Source organism: Actinomadura roseirufa (assembly GCF_900659635.1).
Lineage (GTDB): Bacteria > Actinomycetota > Actinomycetes > Streptosporangiales > Streptosporangiaceae > Spirillospora > Spirillospora roseirufa.
On sequence record NZ_CAACVB010000037.1, the window covers coordinates 12137 to 27993 of the forward strand.

The window sequence follows — 15857 nt, forward strand, 5'->3', positions numbered from 1 at the left end:
CCCGCCGCCCGGCCGGCCCTCAGACCCCGCGCCGCAGCCGGGTGATGAACTTGTAGCGGTCGCCGCGGTAGAGCGACTGGGCCCATTCCACGGGCTGGCCGGTGGAATCGAACGCATGCCGGGACAGCAGCAGCATCGGGAGGCCGACGTCCACGCCGAGGAGCTGCGCGTCGTGGGGGGTGGCGAGGACGGTCTCGATCGTCTCCTCGGCCTCGGTCAGGTGGACGTCGTAGGCGGTGGCCAGCGTCTCGTACAGGGAGTGGTGCCGGGGCAGCTCGCGGCGCAGGCCCGGGAAGCGGCGGGCGGGCAGGTGCGAGGTGTCGATCGACATCGGCTCCCCGTCGGCGAGCCTGAGCCGGTGGATGCGCAGCACCCGCCCGCCAGGGCGGATGCACAGCAGGGTGGCCAGCCGCTCGTCGGCGCTGACGTAGCCCGCCTCCAGGATGCGGGTCTCCGGCCGCAGGCCGTGGTGCCGCATGTCCTCGGTGTAGCTGACGAGCTGGAGCTCCTGGGAGACCTTCGGCTTGGCGACGAAGGTGCCCTTGCCCTGGATGCGCTGGAGGCGGCCCTCGACGACGAGTTCGGCGAGCGCCTGCCGGACGGTCGTCCGGGACGTCTCGTACTTCTCCGCGAGGGTCCGCTCGGGCGGCAGGGGGCTGCCCGGGGGAAGCGACTGGATCAATTCGACAAGGAGCTCTTTGAGCTTGTAGTACTTGGGGATGCGGGGCGCCGGGCCCACGTGGTTCCGGCCGATGTCACCGAGTGTCGCCCGGTCGAATCCGCGCTCGAATCCGCCCCCGTGCCGGGGCCCGCCCCTGACCTCCGTCACGGCATCTCCTCACGTTCATCACCGGTTCTCCCCGATGTTATGCGTGAAGACTACGGCCGGTAGAGCGTGCGACCTCCGCCAGGGCCTCATGGAACGTTGTGAGGTCGGACTCGTCCAGCGTGGCGCGTGCGGTCAGCCGCAGGCATGCGCGTCCCTTGGGGACCGAGGGAGGCCTGAAGCAGCCTACGCGGACGCCGTGCTCAGCGCAGATCTCGGCCGCCCGGAGCGCGGCCAGGGGTTCGCCGAGGTAGACCGGTACGACGGCGGCGGCGGGGTCGGTGGTCTCCAGGCCGGAACCGGCCGCGAGGTTTGACAGCCGCCGGGCCCGGTCACGGGCCCGGCCGGGCAGCCCGGGGTCGGCCTCCAGCACGTCGAGGGCGGCGAGCGCGGCGCCCGCCGCGGGCGGGGTCAGGCCGGTGTCGAAGATGAAGGCCCGGCTGGTGTCGACCAGCGTCTCGATCACCTCGGGCGCCCCGAGGACCGCGCCGCCCTGGGACGCCAGCGACTTCGACAGCGTGAGGGTGAGGACGACGTCGGGCTCGCCGGCCAGGCCCGCGGCGTGCGCGGCGCCGCGGCCCCGGTCGCCGACGACGCCGAGCGCGTGCGCCTCGTCGATCACCAGCAGCGCGCCGTGCGCCCGGGCGGTCCGGTGCAGCGCGGCCAGCGGCGCGAGATCGCCGTCCACCGAGAACACGGCGTCGGTGACGACGAGGGCGTGCTCCTCCTCCCGCTCGGCGAGGGCCTGCTCGACCGCGGCGACGTCGCGGTGCGGCGCGATCACCACCCGGGCGCGCGACAGCCGGCAGGCGTCCACGATCGAGGCGTGGTTGGTCTGGTCGGAGACCACCAGCGTGCCGGGCCCGGCGAGCGCGGTGACGGCGCCGAGGTTGGCCAGGAAGCCGGAGGAGAACACCAGCCCGGCGGGGGCGCCCGCGAACGCGGCGAGCCGCCGGTCCAGCTCGGCGTGCAGCTCGGTCGTCCCGGTGACCAGCCGCGACCCGCCCGCCCCGGTGCCCCACTCCCGGACGGCGGCGACGGCGCCGGCGGTCAGCCGGGGGTCCCCGGCGAGGCCGAGGTAGTCGTTGGAGGCCAGGTCGATCGGACCGCCGGGGCCGGCGGGGCGCGGCCGCAGCGTGCGGCGGAGCCCGGCCTCCGCACGCCGCGCGGTGGCGTCCCGGAGCCGGGCCAGGGGGTCGGCGGCAGCGGTCATGCCGGAATACTGCCAGTTCACCCTGGGCGGGGGACGACCGGCCCGGGCCGAACCGGATGGGCGATGATTGTCGGGTGCCTACCTTGACCGACCTTGTCCGCGATCACACCGCGCTCACCGACACCGATCTGGAGTGGCTGCACGCCCTGGTGTCGGACTGGCAACTGCTCGCGGACCTGTCGTTCGCCGACCTGCTGCTGTGGGTGCCGCTGCGGTCCGGCGAGACGTTGCTGCCGGACGCGGCCTCCGAGCGGCGGCCCGGCGCCCGGCGGGGCGCCGCCGGGCGCCGGCCGGAACCCGCGGTGGACACCGGCGCGCAGGTCCCCGGCTGGGTGGCGATCGCGCAGATGCGGCCGACGACCGGGCCGACCGCCTACCCCGAGGACCTCGTCGGCAAGATCGTCCGGACGGGCCGGCGCGGGCTGATCGACGTGGCCTGGCGGGAGCGGCGCATCGTCCGGGAGGGCGACCCGGAGTGGGGCAGCGGCATCCCCGTCCGGGAGGAGTCGATCCCGGTGCGGCGCGGCGCGAAGATCCTCGGGGTGATCCAGCGCAGCACGAACCTCAGCTCGGCGCGCACCCCGAGCCGGCTGGAGCTGACCTACCTGCAGAGCGCCAGCGACCTCGCCAAGATGATCTCCGAGGGCCGGTTCCCGGTTCCGGGCGAGGAGCCGAACATGGTCCGCTCGCCCCGCGTGGGGGACGGGCTGATGCGGCTCGACCGCTCGGGGCGGGTGACCTACGCCAGCCCGAACGCCCAGTCGGCCTACCGGCGGCTCGGATACCCGGCGGACCTGGTCGGCGAGGCGGTCGGCGACGTCACGGCGGGGCTGTGCGACACCGGGGAGCCCAGGGAGGAGGCGCTGAGCGTCGTGCTCAGCGGCCGGGCGCCGCGCGAGGTCGAGGTGGAGGCGCACGGGTCGGTGATGCAGCTGCGGACGATCCCGCTGGTGGTCGGCGGGACGCGGATCGGCGCGATCGTGCTGTGCCGCGACGTCACCGAGCTGCGCTGGCGCGACCGCGAGCTGATGACCAAGGACGCGACGATCCGGGAGATCCACCACCGGGTCAAGAACAACCTGCAGACGGTGGCGGCGCTGCTGCGGCTGCAGGCACGGCGGCTGCAGATCCCGGAGGGCCGGGCGGCGCTGGACGAGGCGGTGCGCCGGGTCGGGTCGATCGCGATCGTGCACGAGACCCTCTCGCACACCCCGGACGAGCTGATCGACTTCGACGACATCGCGGACCGGGTGATCATGATGGCGGGGGAGGTGTCCACGCCGGAGACCAAGGTCGCGCCCAAGCGGACCGGGAACTTCGGGGTGCTGCCCGCCGAGGTGGCCACGCCGCTGGCGATGGCGCTGACCGAACTGCTGCAGAACGCCCTGGAGCACGGCCTGGCGAACCGGTTCGGGACGCTGGAGGTCGTCGCGCACCGCTACGGCGAGGAGGCCGGGCGCCGTGAGCGGGACGGTGCGCCGGTGTGGGGCGAGTGGGCCGGAGCGCCCGGCGGACGCGCCCCCCGGCAGGGGCCGGCGGAGCGGGACACGGCGGAGGCGGCGGGCCGCCGCCTGGTGGTCGTGGTGGCCGACGACGGGGTGGGCCTCCCGGCGGACTTCGACGTGGAGAGCAGCGACAGCCTCGGCTTGCAGATCGTCCGCACGCTGATCGTGGGCGAGCTGGGCGGCCGGCTCGACTTCCGGGCCCGAACCGGCGGCGGAACGGAGGTCGTCGTGGACGTGCCGATCGAGCCGCACCACCGCCCCGGCCCACCCCGCCCCTGACCCCCGCAGCGCCCCAGGCCACGAAGCGGTACCGGCCTGCGAGGGTGTTCCCGTCCGTGGGGTGTTGCTGAGGTGGCTGTGACCTGCGGTGATCAGGCGGCCTGGCCTGGGCCGGCGTGTGCCTGGGCGGGAATGGCGAACGCCCGTGGCGGGGCCACGGGCGTTCGCGTGTCGTTGTGGCGGCTCGGTTCGGCGTGGTGCTCTCCGGCCGTGAGGTTCGGAGGCGGGCGCCGTTCCGGCCGGCGCCCGCCGGGCGGAGCCGGGGCGCGGTGCGGGCGGATCGGTCGGACTGGGTGGACGCGCCGGTTACAGACCGGCGCCGGCGCGGGCGCGGGCCCGCGCGGTGCGGCGCTTGAGGGCGCGGCGCTCGTCCTCGCCCATCCCGCCCCACACGCCCGAGTCCTGGCCGGAGTCCAGCGCCCAGCGCAGGCAGGAGTCGGTGACGTCGCAGCGCTTGCACACCTGCTTGGCCTCTTCGATCTGCAGGATCGCGGGCCCGGTGTTGCCGATCGGGAAGAACAGCTCGGGGTCCACGTCACGGCAGGCTGCGCGATGGCGCCAGTCCATGCGGTCCACTCCTTCGTCAGGTGGTGGAGACACTCCACTTTTGTGAACGGTTTCACATGTCGCGAACCCCCGGAGGGCGGTGCCTGGTCGCGGGGTTGGTTGTTCGGCGGCGCTGCGATCAGGAGGCGGACGACGTTGGGGCCCCTGTCGGCTGGCGCACTTTGAGCGTGTCAGCCGGGCGCGGGCAGACGCAAGACCCTTGAGAAAGGATTCTCAAAGTATGGGTGTCGCATGTGTCACACCGGCGGGTCGGGCGCGTTGCTTTGTCGTTAACTGATCGGCCGGACGGCGTCATATGACGATGCGGATGGCCTTCGGTACCGATCGGAAGGTGATGCTCTGCTGCGCGCCAAGGTAGTCGCCGTCGAGCTGAAAGGCCACTGGACGCTCCGCGCGCAATGTGATCTCCGCCGCGTCGTGCACGTTCAGCAGGTCCGGGCCCTGGACGGGCACCGTGCGGGGGACCAGCATCCGGGCCAGCGCGCCGAGCGTGGGGGCGGTGCCCAGCGTCCGCATCCCGAACAGGTCGAGGCCGCGGGAGAAGTTCGCCTTGGGGCTCGGATTCACCGGGAGCGGTCCCAGGAAAGTCCACGGCGCGGTATTGGAGATGAAGGCCAGGAACAGGCCCTCTTTCGGCGGCCGTCCCGGCACTTCCAGCGTTAGCGCGGGGCTGCGCCGATCGGTGCCGGAGAAGAAATGCCGGACCGCGGTGCGCACATACAGGGAGGGGTCGGCCTTGGCGCCGGCGCCGCGGCGGCGCTCCACCTCGCGGACGACCTCGGCGTCGAACCCGACGCCCGCGCAGAAGGTGAAGTAGCGTTCGGTGCCGCCCGGGTGGACGGCGGTGCCGAGCCCGACGGTCCGGTGCCGCCCGGCGCGCAGCGCCCGCAGCACCATCCGGGTCGCGGCGATCACGTCGCTCGGCAGCCCGAGCGCGCGCGCGAAGACGTTGGCGCTGCCGATCGGCAGCACCGCCAGCGCGGGCAGGTCGGGCGAGGGGCCCTCGGCGAGGAGCCCGTTGACCGCCTCGTTCACGGTGCCGTCCCCGCCGAGCGCGATCACCGTGCTGAAGCCCTCCTCGGCGGCCCGGCGGGCCAGCTCGGTCGCGTGGCCGCGGCGGGCCGTCTCGGCGACGACCAGGTCGAGATCACCGGACAGCGCCCGGACGAGCAGGTCACGGGACCGCCTGGAGGTCGAGGTCGCCTTGGGGTTGGTGATGAGCATGGCGCGCACGGCGTCAGGGTATCGATCGTTAGCGGGCGGTTCGGCCGGTCGGCGGCCTCGGGCGGCCGGTTCGGCGGCCCGGAACGGGCCGCGCGCCCGGGGCGAGTAGGGTTTCTGGTTGTGTCGAAGCGTCCGTTCACCGTGCACGCCGCCGCCGCCCTCGAGGCCGCGGAGGGCCTGGCCGCCGTCGGATTCGGGGTGTTCACCGGCGTGGAGACCGCCGCCGGGGCCGCCGTCGACCCGGTGAGCGCGATCGGGGTGACGGTGCTCGCGCTCGCGGGCGGTCTCGGGATGCTGGCCTGCGCCCGCGGCCTGCTGCGCGCCGACCAGTGGAGCCGCGCCCCCACGGTGCTGACGCAGCTGTTCGCGCTGCCGGTGGCGTGGTCGTTGTGGCAGAGCGACCGGCCCGCCGTCGCTGTGCCGATGGGCCTGGCGGCGGTCCTCGCGCTGGTGGCGGTGCTCAGCCCGCCGAGCACCGCGTGGCTGGTGGTCGACCGCGAGGACGCTGCGGAAGAGGACGAGGACGGCGCGGAAGAGGACGCGGACGGCGCGGAAGAGGACGCGGACGGCGCGGAAGACGGCGCCGGGACCTCCGCGGCCGAACGGCCGACCAAGCGCTGACCCCGCCCACCGGGGCGCACCGGGCGCCGACCATGGGCCGGGCCGCCGGGGGCCCCTCGGGGGCCCGCCCGGCGGAGGCGGCCGCGGGCGGTCACTCCTCGGCCGTGAGGCCTTCGCGGAGCTGGGCGAGGGTGCGGGCCAGCAGCCGGGACACGTGCATCTGGGAGATGCCGAGCTCGGCGGCGATCTGCGACTGGGTCATGTTGCCGAAGAACCGCAGCAGAAGGATCTTCTTCTCGCGGGCGGGGAGCTTCTCCAGCAGCGGCTTGAGGGACTCGCGGTACTCGACGCCCTCCAGCGACTCGTCGACCATGCCGAGGGAGTCGGCCACCGCCGGGGCGTCCTCGTCGCCGGAGTCGGGGGCGTCCAGGGACACGGTGGAGTAGGCGTTGGCCGACTCCAGGCCCTCGAGCACCTCCTCCTCGCTCATCTGCAGATGGGCGGCCAGCTCGCTGACGGTCGGGGCGCGCCCCTCCCGCTGGGCCAGGTCGCTGATCGCCTTGGTGAGCGACAGCTTCAGCTCCTGGAGCCGGCGCGGAACCCGCACCGCCCAGCCCTTGTCGCGGAAGTGCCGCTTGATCTCGCCGACGATCGTGGGCGTGGCGTAGGTGGAGAACTCCACGCCGCGGCCGAGGTCGAACCGGTCGATCGACTTGATCAGCCCGATGGTGGCGACCTGGATCAGGTCGTCCAACCACTCGCCCCGGTTGCGGAACCGGCGGGCGAGGTACTCCACCAGGGGCAGGTGCAGCTCGACGAGCTGGTCGCGGATGCGCTGGCGCTCGGGATCGCCCTCGGGCAGCTCGGCGAGGCGCTCGAACAGCGCGCGGGCCCGGGCGCGGTCGGGGACCGCGCTCTCGGACCGCTCGTTCCCGGCTCCGGCGATCGTCGTCTTCTCCGTCACGGGGCCCCCGCCGCGCCGCGGCGCTTCTGCAGCGTCACGGTGACCCGGTCGTCGGCGCCCACCCGGGCGTCGACCTCGCCGGCGAGCGACGACAGGACCGTCCAGGCGAAGGTGTCGCGGCTGGGTTCCTGGCCGTCCACGGTCAGCACCGAGACGGAGATGCGCATGGCGTCGCCCGTCAGCTCGAACTCGCAGCTCAGGTCGGTCCCCGGGACGGCCTGGGCGAGCAGCATCGCGCAGGCCTCGTCGACCGCGATGCGCAGGTCCTCGATCTCGTCCAGCGTGAAGTCCAGCCTGGCCGCCAGCCCCGCGGTCGCGGTCCGCAGGACGGACAGGTAGGCGCTCGCGGCGGGCAACCTCACGGTCACCACATCGCGGACGGACAACTGTGTACTGGCCGGCATGGCAGCGGTTTCCTCGGTCACGTCACTCCCTCGCAGGATGGTCCCGCCCTTCCGAAACTACCGCCTGCGGGACCCTGCGCGAGACTCCGGCACGCGTGGCTTTCGCACCAATGTCCGCGCCGAGGCGAAACGACGAGTTCCAAACCTCCCCAGGACGAGGCATGGATCACTTCCGGGGCACCCCGGAGGGGCGGATAGCCTGACCTGTGTGATTCGACCTTCGACTCCCGACGACGTCCCCGCGATCCTGCGGCTGGTGCGCGACCTGGCGGAGTACGAGCGGTCCCTGCACGAGGTCGAGGCGACCGAGGAGCACCTCCGGGACGCCCTGTTCGCCCCGGAGCCGCGCGTTCACGCCCATGTCGCCGAGCACGGCGGGAAGGTCGTGGGATTCGCGCTGTGGTTCCTCAGCTACTCCACGTGGACGGGCAGGCACGGCATCTACCTGGAGGATCTGTTCGTCGAGCCGGACATGCGCGGCCACGGCTACGGCAAGGCCCTGCTGACCGAGCTGACCCGGATCGCCGAGGAGCGCGGCTACGCCCGCGTCGAGTGGTCGGTGCTCGACTGGAACGCCCCCGCCATCGGCTTCTACCGGGCGCTCGGCGCCCGCCCGCAGGACGAGTGGACCGTCTACCGCCTCACGGGCGACGCCCTGGCCGAGGCGGCGGGGCGGGCCGGAGCGACGGCCTGAGGCCCGCGAGGCGGGCCCCAGGCCGGCCGCCTACCACCTGGTGGGCTTGGTCTTGGTGTAGAGCCAGGCGTTGAAGAGCCCGTCCAGCCGCCGGCCGGAGATCTTCTCGGCCAGCGCGATGAACTGCCCGGTGGTGACGTTGCCGTCGCGGTGCGCCTTCGTCCAGGCCTTCAGCAGCTCGAAGAACGCCTTGTCCCCGATCCGCTCCCGCAGCGCCTGGAGGGTCATGCCGCCCCGCCAGTACGGGGTGAGGGTGAACAGCTCGTTCGGGCCCGGGTCACCGGTCCGGCGGGCCGTCCACAGGTCCTTGTAGTAGGGCGAGTTCTGGGGCAGCTTGTAGAGGTCGTCGAAGGTCTTCTTCGCGGTCGGGCCGCCGTGCTGCTCGTCCCACAGCCACTCGGCGTAGGTGGCGAAGCCCTCGTTGAGCCAGATGTCCTTCCAGCGCTTCACGCTGACGCTGTCGCCGAACCACTGGTGCGACAGTTCGTGGACGATCGTCGCGGTGTCGGGCTGGAAGCCGTAGATCGGGCGGCTCTGCGTCTCCAGGGAGAACGCCACGTCGACGCCCACCCGGATGCCGCCGGTGGAGGAGAAGGGGTAGTCGCCGAAGACCTTCTCCTCCCAGTCGATCGCCTTGATCGTCCCCTCGTGGATGGTCTTCAGCTCACCGGCGCGGTTCGGCGCGACCGCGGTGATGACGGGCACGCCGCCCTGCGTCCTGCCCTTCTTGACGGTGAACTTGCCGATCGCGAGCATCGCCAGGTAGCTCGCCATGGGGGAGCGCTCGTTCCACACGAACGTCGTTTTGCCGCCCCGGGTCGACTCGCCGCCGGGCTCGCCGTTCGAGAGGACCTGCGTGCCCTTGGGGACGGTGACCCGGTAGGTGTAGGTGGCCTTGTCGGACGGGTGGTCGTTGCTGGGGAACCAGGTGGAGGCGCCGTCCGGTTCGCACACGACGTACGCGCCGTCCGGCGTCCGGATCCACCCGAACCGGCCGATGTCGGGCCGGTTGACGGGCTTGGGGGTACCCGCGTAGACGACGGCCACGGTGAAATGGGCGCCCTTGCGCAGGCTCTTGCGGGGCGTGATGACGAGCTCCTGCCCCTTACGGGTGAAGGTCGCGCCCTTCCCGTCCACCTGGACGCTCTTGACGCTGAGCTGCTTGAGGTCCAGGTCGAAGCGGGAGAGGTCATGTGTAGCGCGCGCACTGATGCGGGCGGTGGCGGCCAGGGCGTTGGACTTGGGCTGGTAGTTCAGCGTCAGGTCGTAGTGCCCGACGTCGTACCCGCCGTTCCCCTCCTGGGGGAAGTAAGGGTCGCCCGCGCCCGGTGTCCCCGGCTTGCCCCCCTTGGCCGCCGCCGGCGCGGCCGGAGCCGGAGCGGGGGCCGCGCCGGGCGCCGCGGCGGCGGGCAGCGCGGGCGCCAGCACGCACACCGCCGCGAACGTGACCATGGTCGTCGACCGGGCGGGTCTGATCCTGATCGGCATAGAACGTCCTCTCGTTGGCCGTGCGCCATAGAAGATCATGCGATGTCACGAAAAGTCAGTATTCGCTGGCCCGAACATGCCGCGGGGGCCGTCCGGTTCCGGACGGCCCCCGCGTACTGGCGCGGTGTCCCGCGTCACGCCTGCTTGGTCTCCTTGAAGATCGCGGCGATCTCGTCGATCTTGGCCAGCAGCTCGTCGGCCACCTTGACGTCCACGCCGCCCTTGGTGCCGGCCGCGCCCGCGAGCTTGGTCGCCTCGTTGAACAGCTGGTGCAGCTGCGGGTACTTCTCGAAGTGCGGCGGCTTGAAGTAGTCGGTCCACAGCACCCACAGGTGCTCCTTGACCAGCTGCGAACGCTGCTCCTTGATCACGATCGCCCGGGTGCGGAACTCCGGGTCCTCGTTGGCCGCGTACTTCTCGGCGATCGCCTTGACCGACTCGGCCTCGATCCGGGCCTGCGCCGGGTCGTAGACGCCGCACGGCAGGTCGCAGTGCGCGGAGACCGTCGTCTTCGGACGCAGAAGCTTGAGCAACACCTGCGATTCCCTTCCCTCGTTTCGGATCATGCTCAGGGCACCGACATTACCCTTGTGACCAAGGCGTCGTACGCCCAGGGTTCTCGGTAATTGGGCCTAAGACCCGGGTGGCCGCGAACCCCCGAGTGATTCCAGGGGATTCGTCCCCTTCAGGGGGTCGGTGCCGCGCCGCCGCCCCCGCTCCAGGAAGGACCGTCATGCCGATCCGGGTACGGCCGGGGCCGGTGGCCCGGGCCTGCGGCGGCACGCTGCTGCTGCTCACGCCGGTCGCCGCGCTCGCCCTCGCCGCGGCGCGCGGGCGGCTGCGGACCGTCGCGGTCGAGGGCGAGTCGATGCTGCCCGCGCTGCGGCCCGGCGACTGGCTGGTGGTGCGCGCCGGCGGCCCGGTCGCCGCGGGCGACGTCGTCGTGGCCCGCCATCCCGGCCGGCCGGAGCTCCTGGTCGTCAAGCGGGCGGTCCGCCGCGAGCGCGGCGGATGGTGGCTGGAGAGCGACAACCAGCGCGCGGCCGGACGCCGGGACAGCTGGGACTTCGGCGCCGTCCCGGACGACCTGGTCGTCGGCCGGGTCGTCGCCCGCTACTGGCCGCCCTCGCGGGCGACGGGGCGCCGGGCCGTCACGCGCGGCGCGCTCGGATGGCAGGCGGCGGTGGTGAGCGGGCGTCCCGCACAGCGGTCCGAGCAGTGACGGCGCGACCGGTTCGCGGTCGCGTCGAAGAACACCCGCTCGCACCCGTCGGCCCGGCAGACGCCGAGCCGGTCCGGTCCCTGCGCGGCGATCTTCGCGGCGAGGCCCATCGCGGCGCGCGCCGCGAACCGGTCGGGGATCGAGCCCGCCTCGTTGAAGTGCAGGTGCCAGTCCTGGCCGTCGTGCCGGGTCACCTGGGGATGACACGGGTGCTGGATGAGCAGCGTGTTGAGCAGGTCGACCGCGTCCTCGGCGTTCCCGCGGGCGGCGGCGGAGAAGATGGCGCGCAGCTGCGCGCGCAGCCCGCGCATGGCGTCGAGGTCCCGGTGGGCGATCCGGCCGCCGAAGTCCGGCCGCTGCCCCAGCAGGGCCCTCAGCGCGTCGAGGTCGCGCAGGTCGTCCTGGCCGGGGCGCTGGGTGTTCACCAGGTCGACCGCCAGGTCCGCGTACGAGGCGAGGTCCACAATCGCTCCTGACAAGTCCGGGTCGATCGGACGAATCGTCAGTTTCATTCCCCCGTAGCGAGAATTACACCGCATTTTTTCGCGCAGAGTGCAGAGGTGCGGTCGGCAATGGCCCGCAAAGCCTGACCGGAATCAATGGACATTTCCGGCCATTGCCGAAGGCCCGCGCCCCCGAAGGGACGCGGGCGGACGGGAAAGGCGCGATCAGATCCGGTTGACGCCCTCCGCACGGGCCTGCGCGGCCACCGCCGCGGTGACGGCCGGGGCGACCCGGTCGTCGAACGGGCCGGGGACGACGTAGTCGGGCGACAGGTCGTCGCCGACGATGCCGGCCAGCGCGGTCGCCGCGGCCAGCTTCATGCCCTCGGTGATCGAGTGGGCCCGCACGTCCAGCGCGCCGCGGAAGATGCCCGGGAACGCCAGCACGTTGTTGATCTGGTTGGGGAAGTCGCTGCGCCCGGTGGCCACCACGCGGGCGTGCCGCCGCGCGACCTCCGGGTGCACCTCGGGGGTCGGGTTGGACAGCGCGAACACGATCGCGTCCTTGGACATCGTGGCGACGCTCGACTCGTGGACCGTGCCGCCGGACAGGCCGATGAACACGTCGGCGCCGCGCAGCGCCTCCTCGGTCGACCCGGTCAGCCGCGACCTGTTGGTGATCTCCGAGATCCGCCGCTTGACCGGGTTCAGGCCGTCCCGGCCCTCGTAGATCAGGCCCTTGCTGTCCGACAGCGCGATGTCGCCGATGCCGGCCTCGATCAGGATCCGCGACACCGCGATGCCCGACGCCCCCGCGCCCGCCACGACGGCGCGCAGGTCCGACAGCGGCCGGCCGACCAGGCGGGCGGCGTTGGTGAGCGCCGCCAGCGCCACGATCGCGGTGCCGTGCTGGTCGTCGTGGAAGACCGGGATGTCCAGGGCGGCGCGCAGCCGGTCCTCGATCTCGAAGCAGCGCGGGGCGCTGATGTCCTCCAGGTTGATGCCGCCGAAGCTCGGCGCCAGCCGGATCACGGTCTCGACGATCTCGTCGACGCCGGTGCAGCCCAGCGCGATCGGCACCGAGTCGACGTTGGCGAACTCCTTGAACAGCAGGGACTTGCCCTCCATGACCGGCATGGAGGCGGCCGGGCCGATGTCGCCGAGGCCGAGCACCGCGGTGCCGTCGGTGACGACCGCGACGACCCTGGACGTCCAGGTGTAGTCGTAGGCCAGCTCGGGGTTGTCGGCGATCGCGGTGCAGACGCGCGCGACCCCGGGCGTGTAGGCGAGGGACAGGTCGTCCTTGTTGCGGACCGGGATGGTCGAGCGCATCTCCAGCTTGCCGCCGCGGTGCAGCGGGAAGGCCGGATCATCGTCGAGGGAGAGTTCGGTGGGAATGGGCTCAGCAGCCACAGCGACCCCTGTCAGTCAGTGAAAGTTGGCTTTCGGGCGATGGCCGCCGCGGTGGTGACGGCGTGGTGGCCGGTCACCTCGAGGGACATCTCGCGACGTACGGGGGTCACCCGTTGCCCCATTTTGCCATACCGGCCCCTGCCGGTCAGGTGAGGATGCCGTGACGGCCGCCACCACGCGGGTCGCGCGATGGCGGATCGATTGCCCGTGGTTGGGAACCTCCAGTGCCGGGGCAGACGTACCGGCCCCGCTCGTTGTCCGATTGTTTCGGACCCTTAATCCGAATCTGGCCTGGTATGCGCCAAAATATGCTCCTGACCTACGGGCCCGCACGGGTCCGTACGACACCATCTGGAGGGGGACCAGTGATCACCGGTTCTCTGCGCCGTCGCATCGTCGCGGCGGGCGCGCTCGTGCTGACGGGCGCCCTCGCCCTGACCGCATGCGGCGAGAAGAAGGACACCACCGAGCCGACGGCGTCGATCACGCCGAAGAGCGGCCCGGACCAGAAGCTGGCGGCCATGGTCCCGGCCGATGTCAAGTCCGACGGAGTCATCAAGATCGGCTCGGACACCACCTACGCCCCGGCCGAGTTCCTGGAGAACAACAAGGCCATCGGGTTCGACGTCGACCTGTTCGACGCCGCCGCCGCCAAGCTGGGCCTGAAGACCCAGTGGATCACCACCCCGTTCACCGGCGTGATCACCGGCGTGAAGTCCGGCAAGTACGAGGCCGGGATCTCCTCGCTGACGATCAACCCCGACCGGCTGAAGGACACCGAGATGGTGAGCTACTTCAACTCGCCGATCCAGTGGGTGGTCAAGAAGGGCAACCCGCAGGGCGTCCAGCCGGAGTCGGCCTGTGGCAAGAAGGTCGCCGTCCAGACCGGCACCGTCGAGGTCCCGGACCTGCAGCAGAAGTCCAAGGCCTGCAAGGACGCCGGCAAGCCCGCCATCACGATCGACCAGTTCCAGGACCAGAGCACCGCGACCGCCGCGGTCGTGTCCGGCAAGGACGACGCGGGCTCGGCCGACTACCCGGTCTTCGTCGACGCCGTCGACAAGTCCAACGGGCAGCTGGAGCTGCTGGGCGAGCCCTACGGGCAGGCCCCCTACGGCGTCGCGCTCAAGAAGGGCCAGACGCAGTTCGCCGAGGCCGTCGCCGGCGCCTACAAGGCGATCATCACGGACGGGACCTACAAGCAGATCCTGGACAAGTGGAAGGTCGCCAAGGGGGCCATCACCGATCCGGCCGTGAACCCGAAGGTCTCCTGACCGTATGTCGGAGACTCCTGACGCCGTGACGCCGGAGGGGACGCGGCCGGAGGCCATCAGGGCCGTGCCCGTCCGGCACCCGGGACGCTGGGCCGCCGTGGCGGTGCTCGCCGTGCTGGCCGCGATGTTCGTGCACATGCTGGTCACGAACAAGGCCTTCCAGTGGTCCTTCATCATCGACAACGCGTTCCGCCCGAACATCGTCGAGGGCGTCAGGACCACGGTCCTGCTGACGGTGTTCTCCATGATCATCGGTGTGGTGCTGGGCATCGTGCTCGCCATCATGCGGCTCTCGGGCAACCCGATCCTCGGGGCGGTGGCCTGGCTCTACACCTGGTTCTTCCGGGCGGTGCCGCGGCTGGTCCTGGCGATCCTGTTCGGCAACATGGGGATCCTGTACGCCAAGTACCACGTCGGCGGCGTGCCCTTCTCCCACCAGGTCGGCGGCGTGCTCGGCGTGGACATGGACGGCACGCTGTTCACGATCAACGCCAACACCTTCCTCACCGGCTTCATGGCCGGCCTCCTCGCGCTGGCGCTGTCCGAGGGCGCGTACATGGCCGAGATCGTCCGGGCCGGCATGCTGTCGGTCGACCCCGGGCAGAACGAGGCCGCCGGCGCGCTCGGCATGTCCCGCATGCAGACCATGCGCCGGATCGTCCTGCCGCAGGCCATGCGGGTCATCGTGCCGCCCACCGGCAACGAGACGATCGCGATGCTCAAGGACACCTCGCTGGTCGCCTTCGTGCCCGTCACCAACGAGCTGTTCTTCCAGCTCAAGTCGGTCGGCGACAAGTCGTTCAACGCCTTCCCGATGCTGGTCGCCTCCTGCATCTGGTACCTCATCCTGACCAGCTTCCTGCTGGTCGGGCAGTACTTCCTGGAGCGCCACTTCTCCCGCGGCACCGGCGTGCCCAAGGAGAAGCGGGCGGGGCTGCGGGCGCTCGGCTTCGGCAGCGGGGGAGGCGGGGCATGAGCGACCACGCGGTGGACGCGGCGCCGGACGGCGCCGCCCTGATGGTCAAGGCCGAGTCCGTGCACAAGTCGTTCGGCCGGGTCGAGGTGCTCAAGGGCATCGACCTGGAGGTCCGGCCCGGCGAGGTGATGTGCGTCATCGGCCCGTCCGGATCGGGCAAGTCGACGTTCCTGCGCTGCATCAACCACCTGGAGAAGATCGATGCCGGCCGGCTCTGGGTGAACGGGCACCTCATGGGCTACCGGCAGAAGGGCGACAAGCTCTACGAACTGCGCGACAAGGAGGTGTCGGCGCAGCGCCGCGAGATCGGCATGGTCTTCCAGCGGTTCAACCTCTTCCCGCACAAGACGGCCATGGAGAACGTCTGCGAGGCGCCGCTGCGGGTCCGCCGGCTCGGCAGGGCCAAGGCGCGCGAGCAGGCCGCCGCGCTGCTGGAACGGGTCGGCCTGGCCGACAAGATGGACACCTACCCGGCGCAGCTGTCGGGCGGGCAGCAGCAGCGCGTCGCGATCGCGCGGGCCCTGGCCATGGAGCCGAGGCTGATGCTGTTCGACGAGCCGACCTCGGCGCTCGACCCCGAGCTCGTCGGGGAGGTGCTGGAGGTCATGAAGCAGCTCGCGGTGGACGGGATGACCATGATCGTCGTCACCCACGAGATCGGCTTCGCCCGCGAGGTCGGCGACTCCCTGGTGTTCATGGACGGCGGCGTCGTCGTCGAGAAGGGCGCTCCCCGCGAGGTGCTGGCCAACCCCCGGCACGCCCGGACGCAGGACTTCCTCTCCAAGGTCCTCTGAGCCGTACGGG

17 protein-coding genes are annotated in these 15857 nt (G+C 71.9%); 7 read left to right on the forward strand and 10 right to left on the reverse strand.

Annotated features, from left to right (window positions below; translation table 11 throughout):
- Positions 1-19: 19 nt before the first annotated feature.
- Positions 20-829: a GntR family transcriptional regulator gene (locus E1291_RS11200; protein WP_370770976.1), complete on the reverse strand. Its 810-nt coding sequence runs from the start codon at positions 827-829 to the stop codon at positions 20-22.
- Between the two features lie 37 nt (positions 830-866).
- Positions 867-2039: an 8-amino-7-oxononanoate synthase gene (locus tag E1291_RS11205; protein WP_131737687.1), complete on the reverse strand. Its 1173-nt coding sequence runs from the start codon at positions 2037-2039 to the stop codon at positions 867-869.
- Between the two features lie 74 nt (positions 2040-2113).
- Between E1291_RS11205 and E1291_RS11210 the strand changes: the two genes are divergently transcribed.
- A complete protein-coding gene (locus E1291_RS11210) occupies positions 2114-3823 on the forward strand; it encodes a GAF domain-containing sensor histidine kinase (protein ID WP_131737688.1) in 1710 nt (569 codons plus the stop codon).
- A gap of 306 nt (positions 3824-4129) precedes the next feature.
- Here E1291_RS11210 and E1291_RS11215 read toward each other — a convergent pair whose 3' ends face one another.
- Both E1291_RS11215 and E1291_RS11220 read right to left on the reverse strand, forming a co-directional pair.
- Positions 4130-4390 carry a WhiB family transcriptional regulator gene (locus E1291_RS11215; RefSeq protein WP_131737689.1) on the reverse strand — a complete coding sequence of 87 codons (261 nt, stop codon included), beginning with the start codon at positions 4388-4390 and terminating at the stop codon, positions 4130-4132.
- A 291-nt stretch (positions 4391-4681) separates the two neighbouring features.
- Positions 4682-5623 (reverse strand): diacylglycerol/lipid kinase family protein, encoded by a 942-nt coding sequence (locus E1291_RS11220; protein WP_131737690.1) that lies wholly within the window; start codon positions 5621-5623, stop codon positions 4682-4684.
- 111 nt (positions 5624-5734) lie between these two features.
- Between E1291_RS11220 and E1291_RS11225 the strand changes: the two genes are divergently transcribed.
- A complete protein-coding gene (locus tag E1291_RS11225; RefSeq protein WP_242614079.1) occupies positions 5735-6235 on the forward strand; it encodes a hypothetical protein in 501 nt (166 codons plus the stop codon).
- Positions 6236-6326: 91 nt separating this feature from the next.
- On the opposite strand, the gene E1291_RS11230 is transcribed toward E1291_RS11225, so the two are convergent.
- Both E1291_RS11230 and E1291_RS11235 read right to left on the reverse strand, forming a co-directional pair.
- Entirely contained in the window at positions 6327-7139 is an 813-nt protein-coding gene (locus tag E1291_RS11230; protein WP_207400679.1) for an RNA polymerase sigma factor SigF, read from the reverse strand.
- Positions 7136-7564: an ATP-binding protein gene (locus E1291_RS11235; RefSeq protein ID WP_131737691.1), complete on the reverse strand. Its 429-nt coding sequence runs from the start codon at positions 7562-7564 to the stop codon at positions 7136-7138. Before E1291_RS11235 ends, E1291_RS11230 begins: the two co-directional genes overlap by 4 nt.
- A 187-nt stretch (positions 7565-7751) precedes the next feature.
- Here E1291_RS11235 and E1291_RS11240 point away from each other — a divergent pair, with 187 nt between their 5' ends.
- Positions 7752-8237 (forward strand): GNAT family N-acetyltransferase, encoded by a 486-nt coding sequence (locus tag E1291_RS11240; protein WP_131737692.1) that lies wholly within the window; start codon positions 7752-7754, stop codon positions 8235-8237.
- A gap of 30 nt (positions 8238-8267) precedes the next feature.
- Here the strand turns inward: E1291_RS11240 and E1291_RS11245 are convergent, their stop codons facing one another.
- Entirely contained in the window at positions 8268-9725 is a 1458-nt protein-coding gene (locus E1291_RS11245; RefSeq protein ID WP_131737693.1) for a M1 family metallopeptidase, read from the reverse strand.
- Positions 9726-9859: 134 nt separating this feature from the next.
- On the reverse strand, positions 9860-10261 hold the full coding sequence (gene sodN / locus E1291_RS11250) for a superoxide dismutase, Ni (protein ID WP_207400680.1): 402 nt from the start codon (positions 10259-10261) through the stop codon (positions 9860-9862).
- Between the two features lie 197 nt (positions 10262-10458).
- On the opposite strand from sodN, the gene sodX reads away from it, so the two are divergent.
- Positions 10459-10947, forward strand: a complete 489-nt coding sequence (gene sodX, locus E1291_RS11255; RefSeq protein ID WP_242614075.1) for a nickel-type superoxide dismutase maturation protease — start codon at positions 10459-10461, stop codon at positions 10945-10947.
- Here the strand turns inward: sodX and E1291_RS11260 are convergent.
- Both E1291_RS11260 and E1291_RS11265 read right to left on the reverse strand, forming a co-directional pair.
- Complete coding sequence (locus tag E1291_RS11260; RefSeq protein WP_131737695.1) at positions 10839-11411, reverse strand: CGNR zinc finger domain-containing protein; 573 nt, start codon at positions 11409-11411, stop codon at positions 10839-10841. The two genes, sodX and E1291_RS11260, sit on opposite strands and share 109 nt — an antisense overlap.
- A 204-nt stretch (positions 11412-11615) precedes the next feature.
- Positions 11616-12803 (reverse strand): NAD(P)-dependent malic enzyme, encoded by a 1188-nt coding sequence (locus E1291_RS11265; RefSeq protein WP_131737696.1) that lies wholly within the window; start codon positions 12801-12803, stop codon positions 11616-11618.
- Positions 12804-13168: 365 nt separating this feature from the next.
- On the opposite strand from E1291_RS11265, the gene E1291_RS11270 reads away from it, so the two are divergent.
- The 3 genes from E1291_RS11270 to E1291_RS11280 are packed head-to-tail and all read left to right on the forward strand — an operon-like array spanning position 13169 to position 15847.
- On the forward strand, positions 13169-14077 hold the full coding sequence (locus tag E1291_RS11270) for an ABC transporter substrate-binding protein (RefSeq protein WP_207400681.1): 909 nt from the start codon (positions 13169-13171) through the stop codon (positions 14075-14077).
- 4 nt (positions 14078-14081) lie between these two features.
- On the forward strand, positions 14082-15053 hold the full coding sequence (locus E1291_RS11275; RefSeq protein ID WP_131737698.1) for an amino acid ABC transporter permease: 972 nt from the start codon (positions 14082-14084) through the stop codon (positions 15051-15053).
- Positions 15050-15847, forward strand: a complete 798-nt coding sequence (locus E1291_RS11280) for an amino acid ABC transporter ATP-binding protein (RefSeq protein ID WP_278045249.1) — start codon at positions 15050-15052, stop codon at positions 15845-15847. Before E1291_RS11275 ends, E1291_RS11280 begins: the two co-directional genes overlap by 4 nt.
- The last annotated feature ends 10 nt before the right edge of the window (positions 15848-15857 follow it).

What these genes read in the sequence shown, in the direction of transcription:
- E1291_RS11205 (WP_131737687.1), bottom strand. Translation starts at nt 2,039, where the DNA reads ATGACCGCTGCCGCCGACCCCCTGGCCCGGCTCCGGGACGCCACCGCG.
- E1291_RS11215 (WP_131737689.1), bottom strand. Translation starts at nt 4,390, where the DNA reads ATGGACTGGCGCCATCGCGCAGCCTGCCGTGACGTGGACCCCGAGCTG.
- E1291_RS11245 (WP_131737693.1), bottom strand. Translation starts at nt 9,725, where the DNA reads ATGCCGATCAGGATCAGACCCGCCCGGTCGACGACCATGGTCACGTTC.
- sodX (WP_242614075.1), top strand. Translation starts at nt 10,459, where the DNA reads ATGCCGATCCGGGTACGGCCGGGGCCGGTGGCCCGGGCCTGCGGCGGC.
- E1291_RS11275 (WP_131737698.1), top strand. Translation starts at nt 14,082, where the DNA reads ATGTCGGAGACTCCTGACGCCGTGACGCCGGAGGGGACGCGGCCGGAG.
- E1291_RS11280 (WP_278045249.1), top strand. Translation starts at nt 15,050, where the DNA reads ATGAGCGACCACGCGGTGGACGCGGCGCCGGACGGCGCCGCCCTGATG.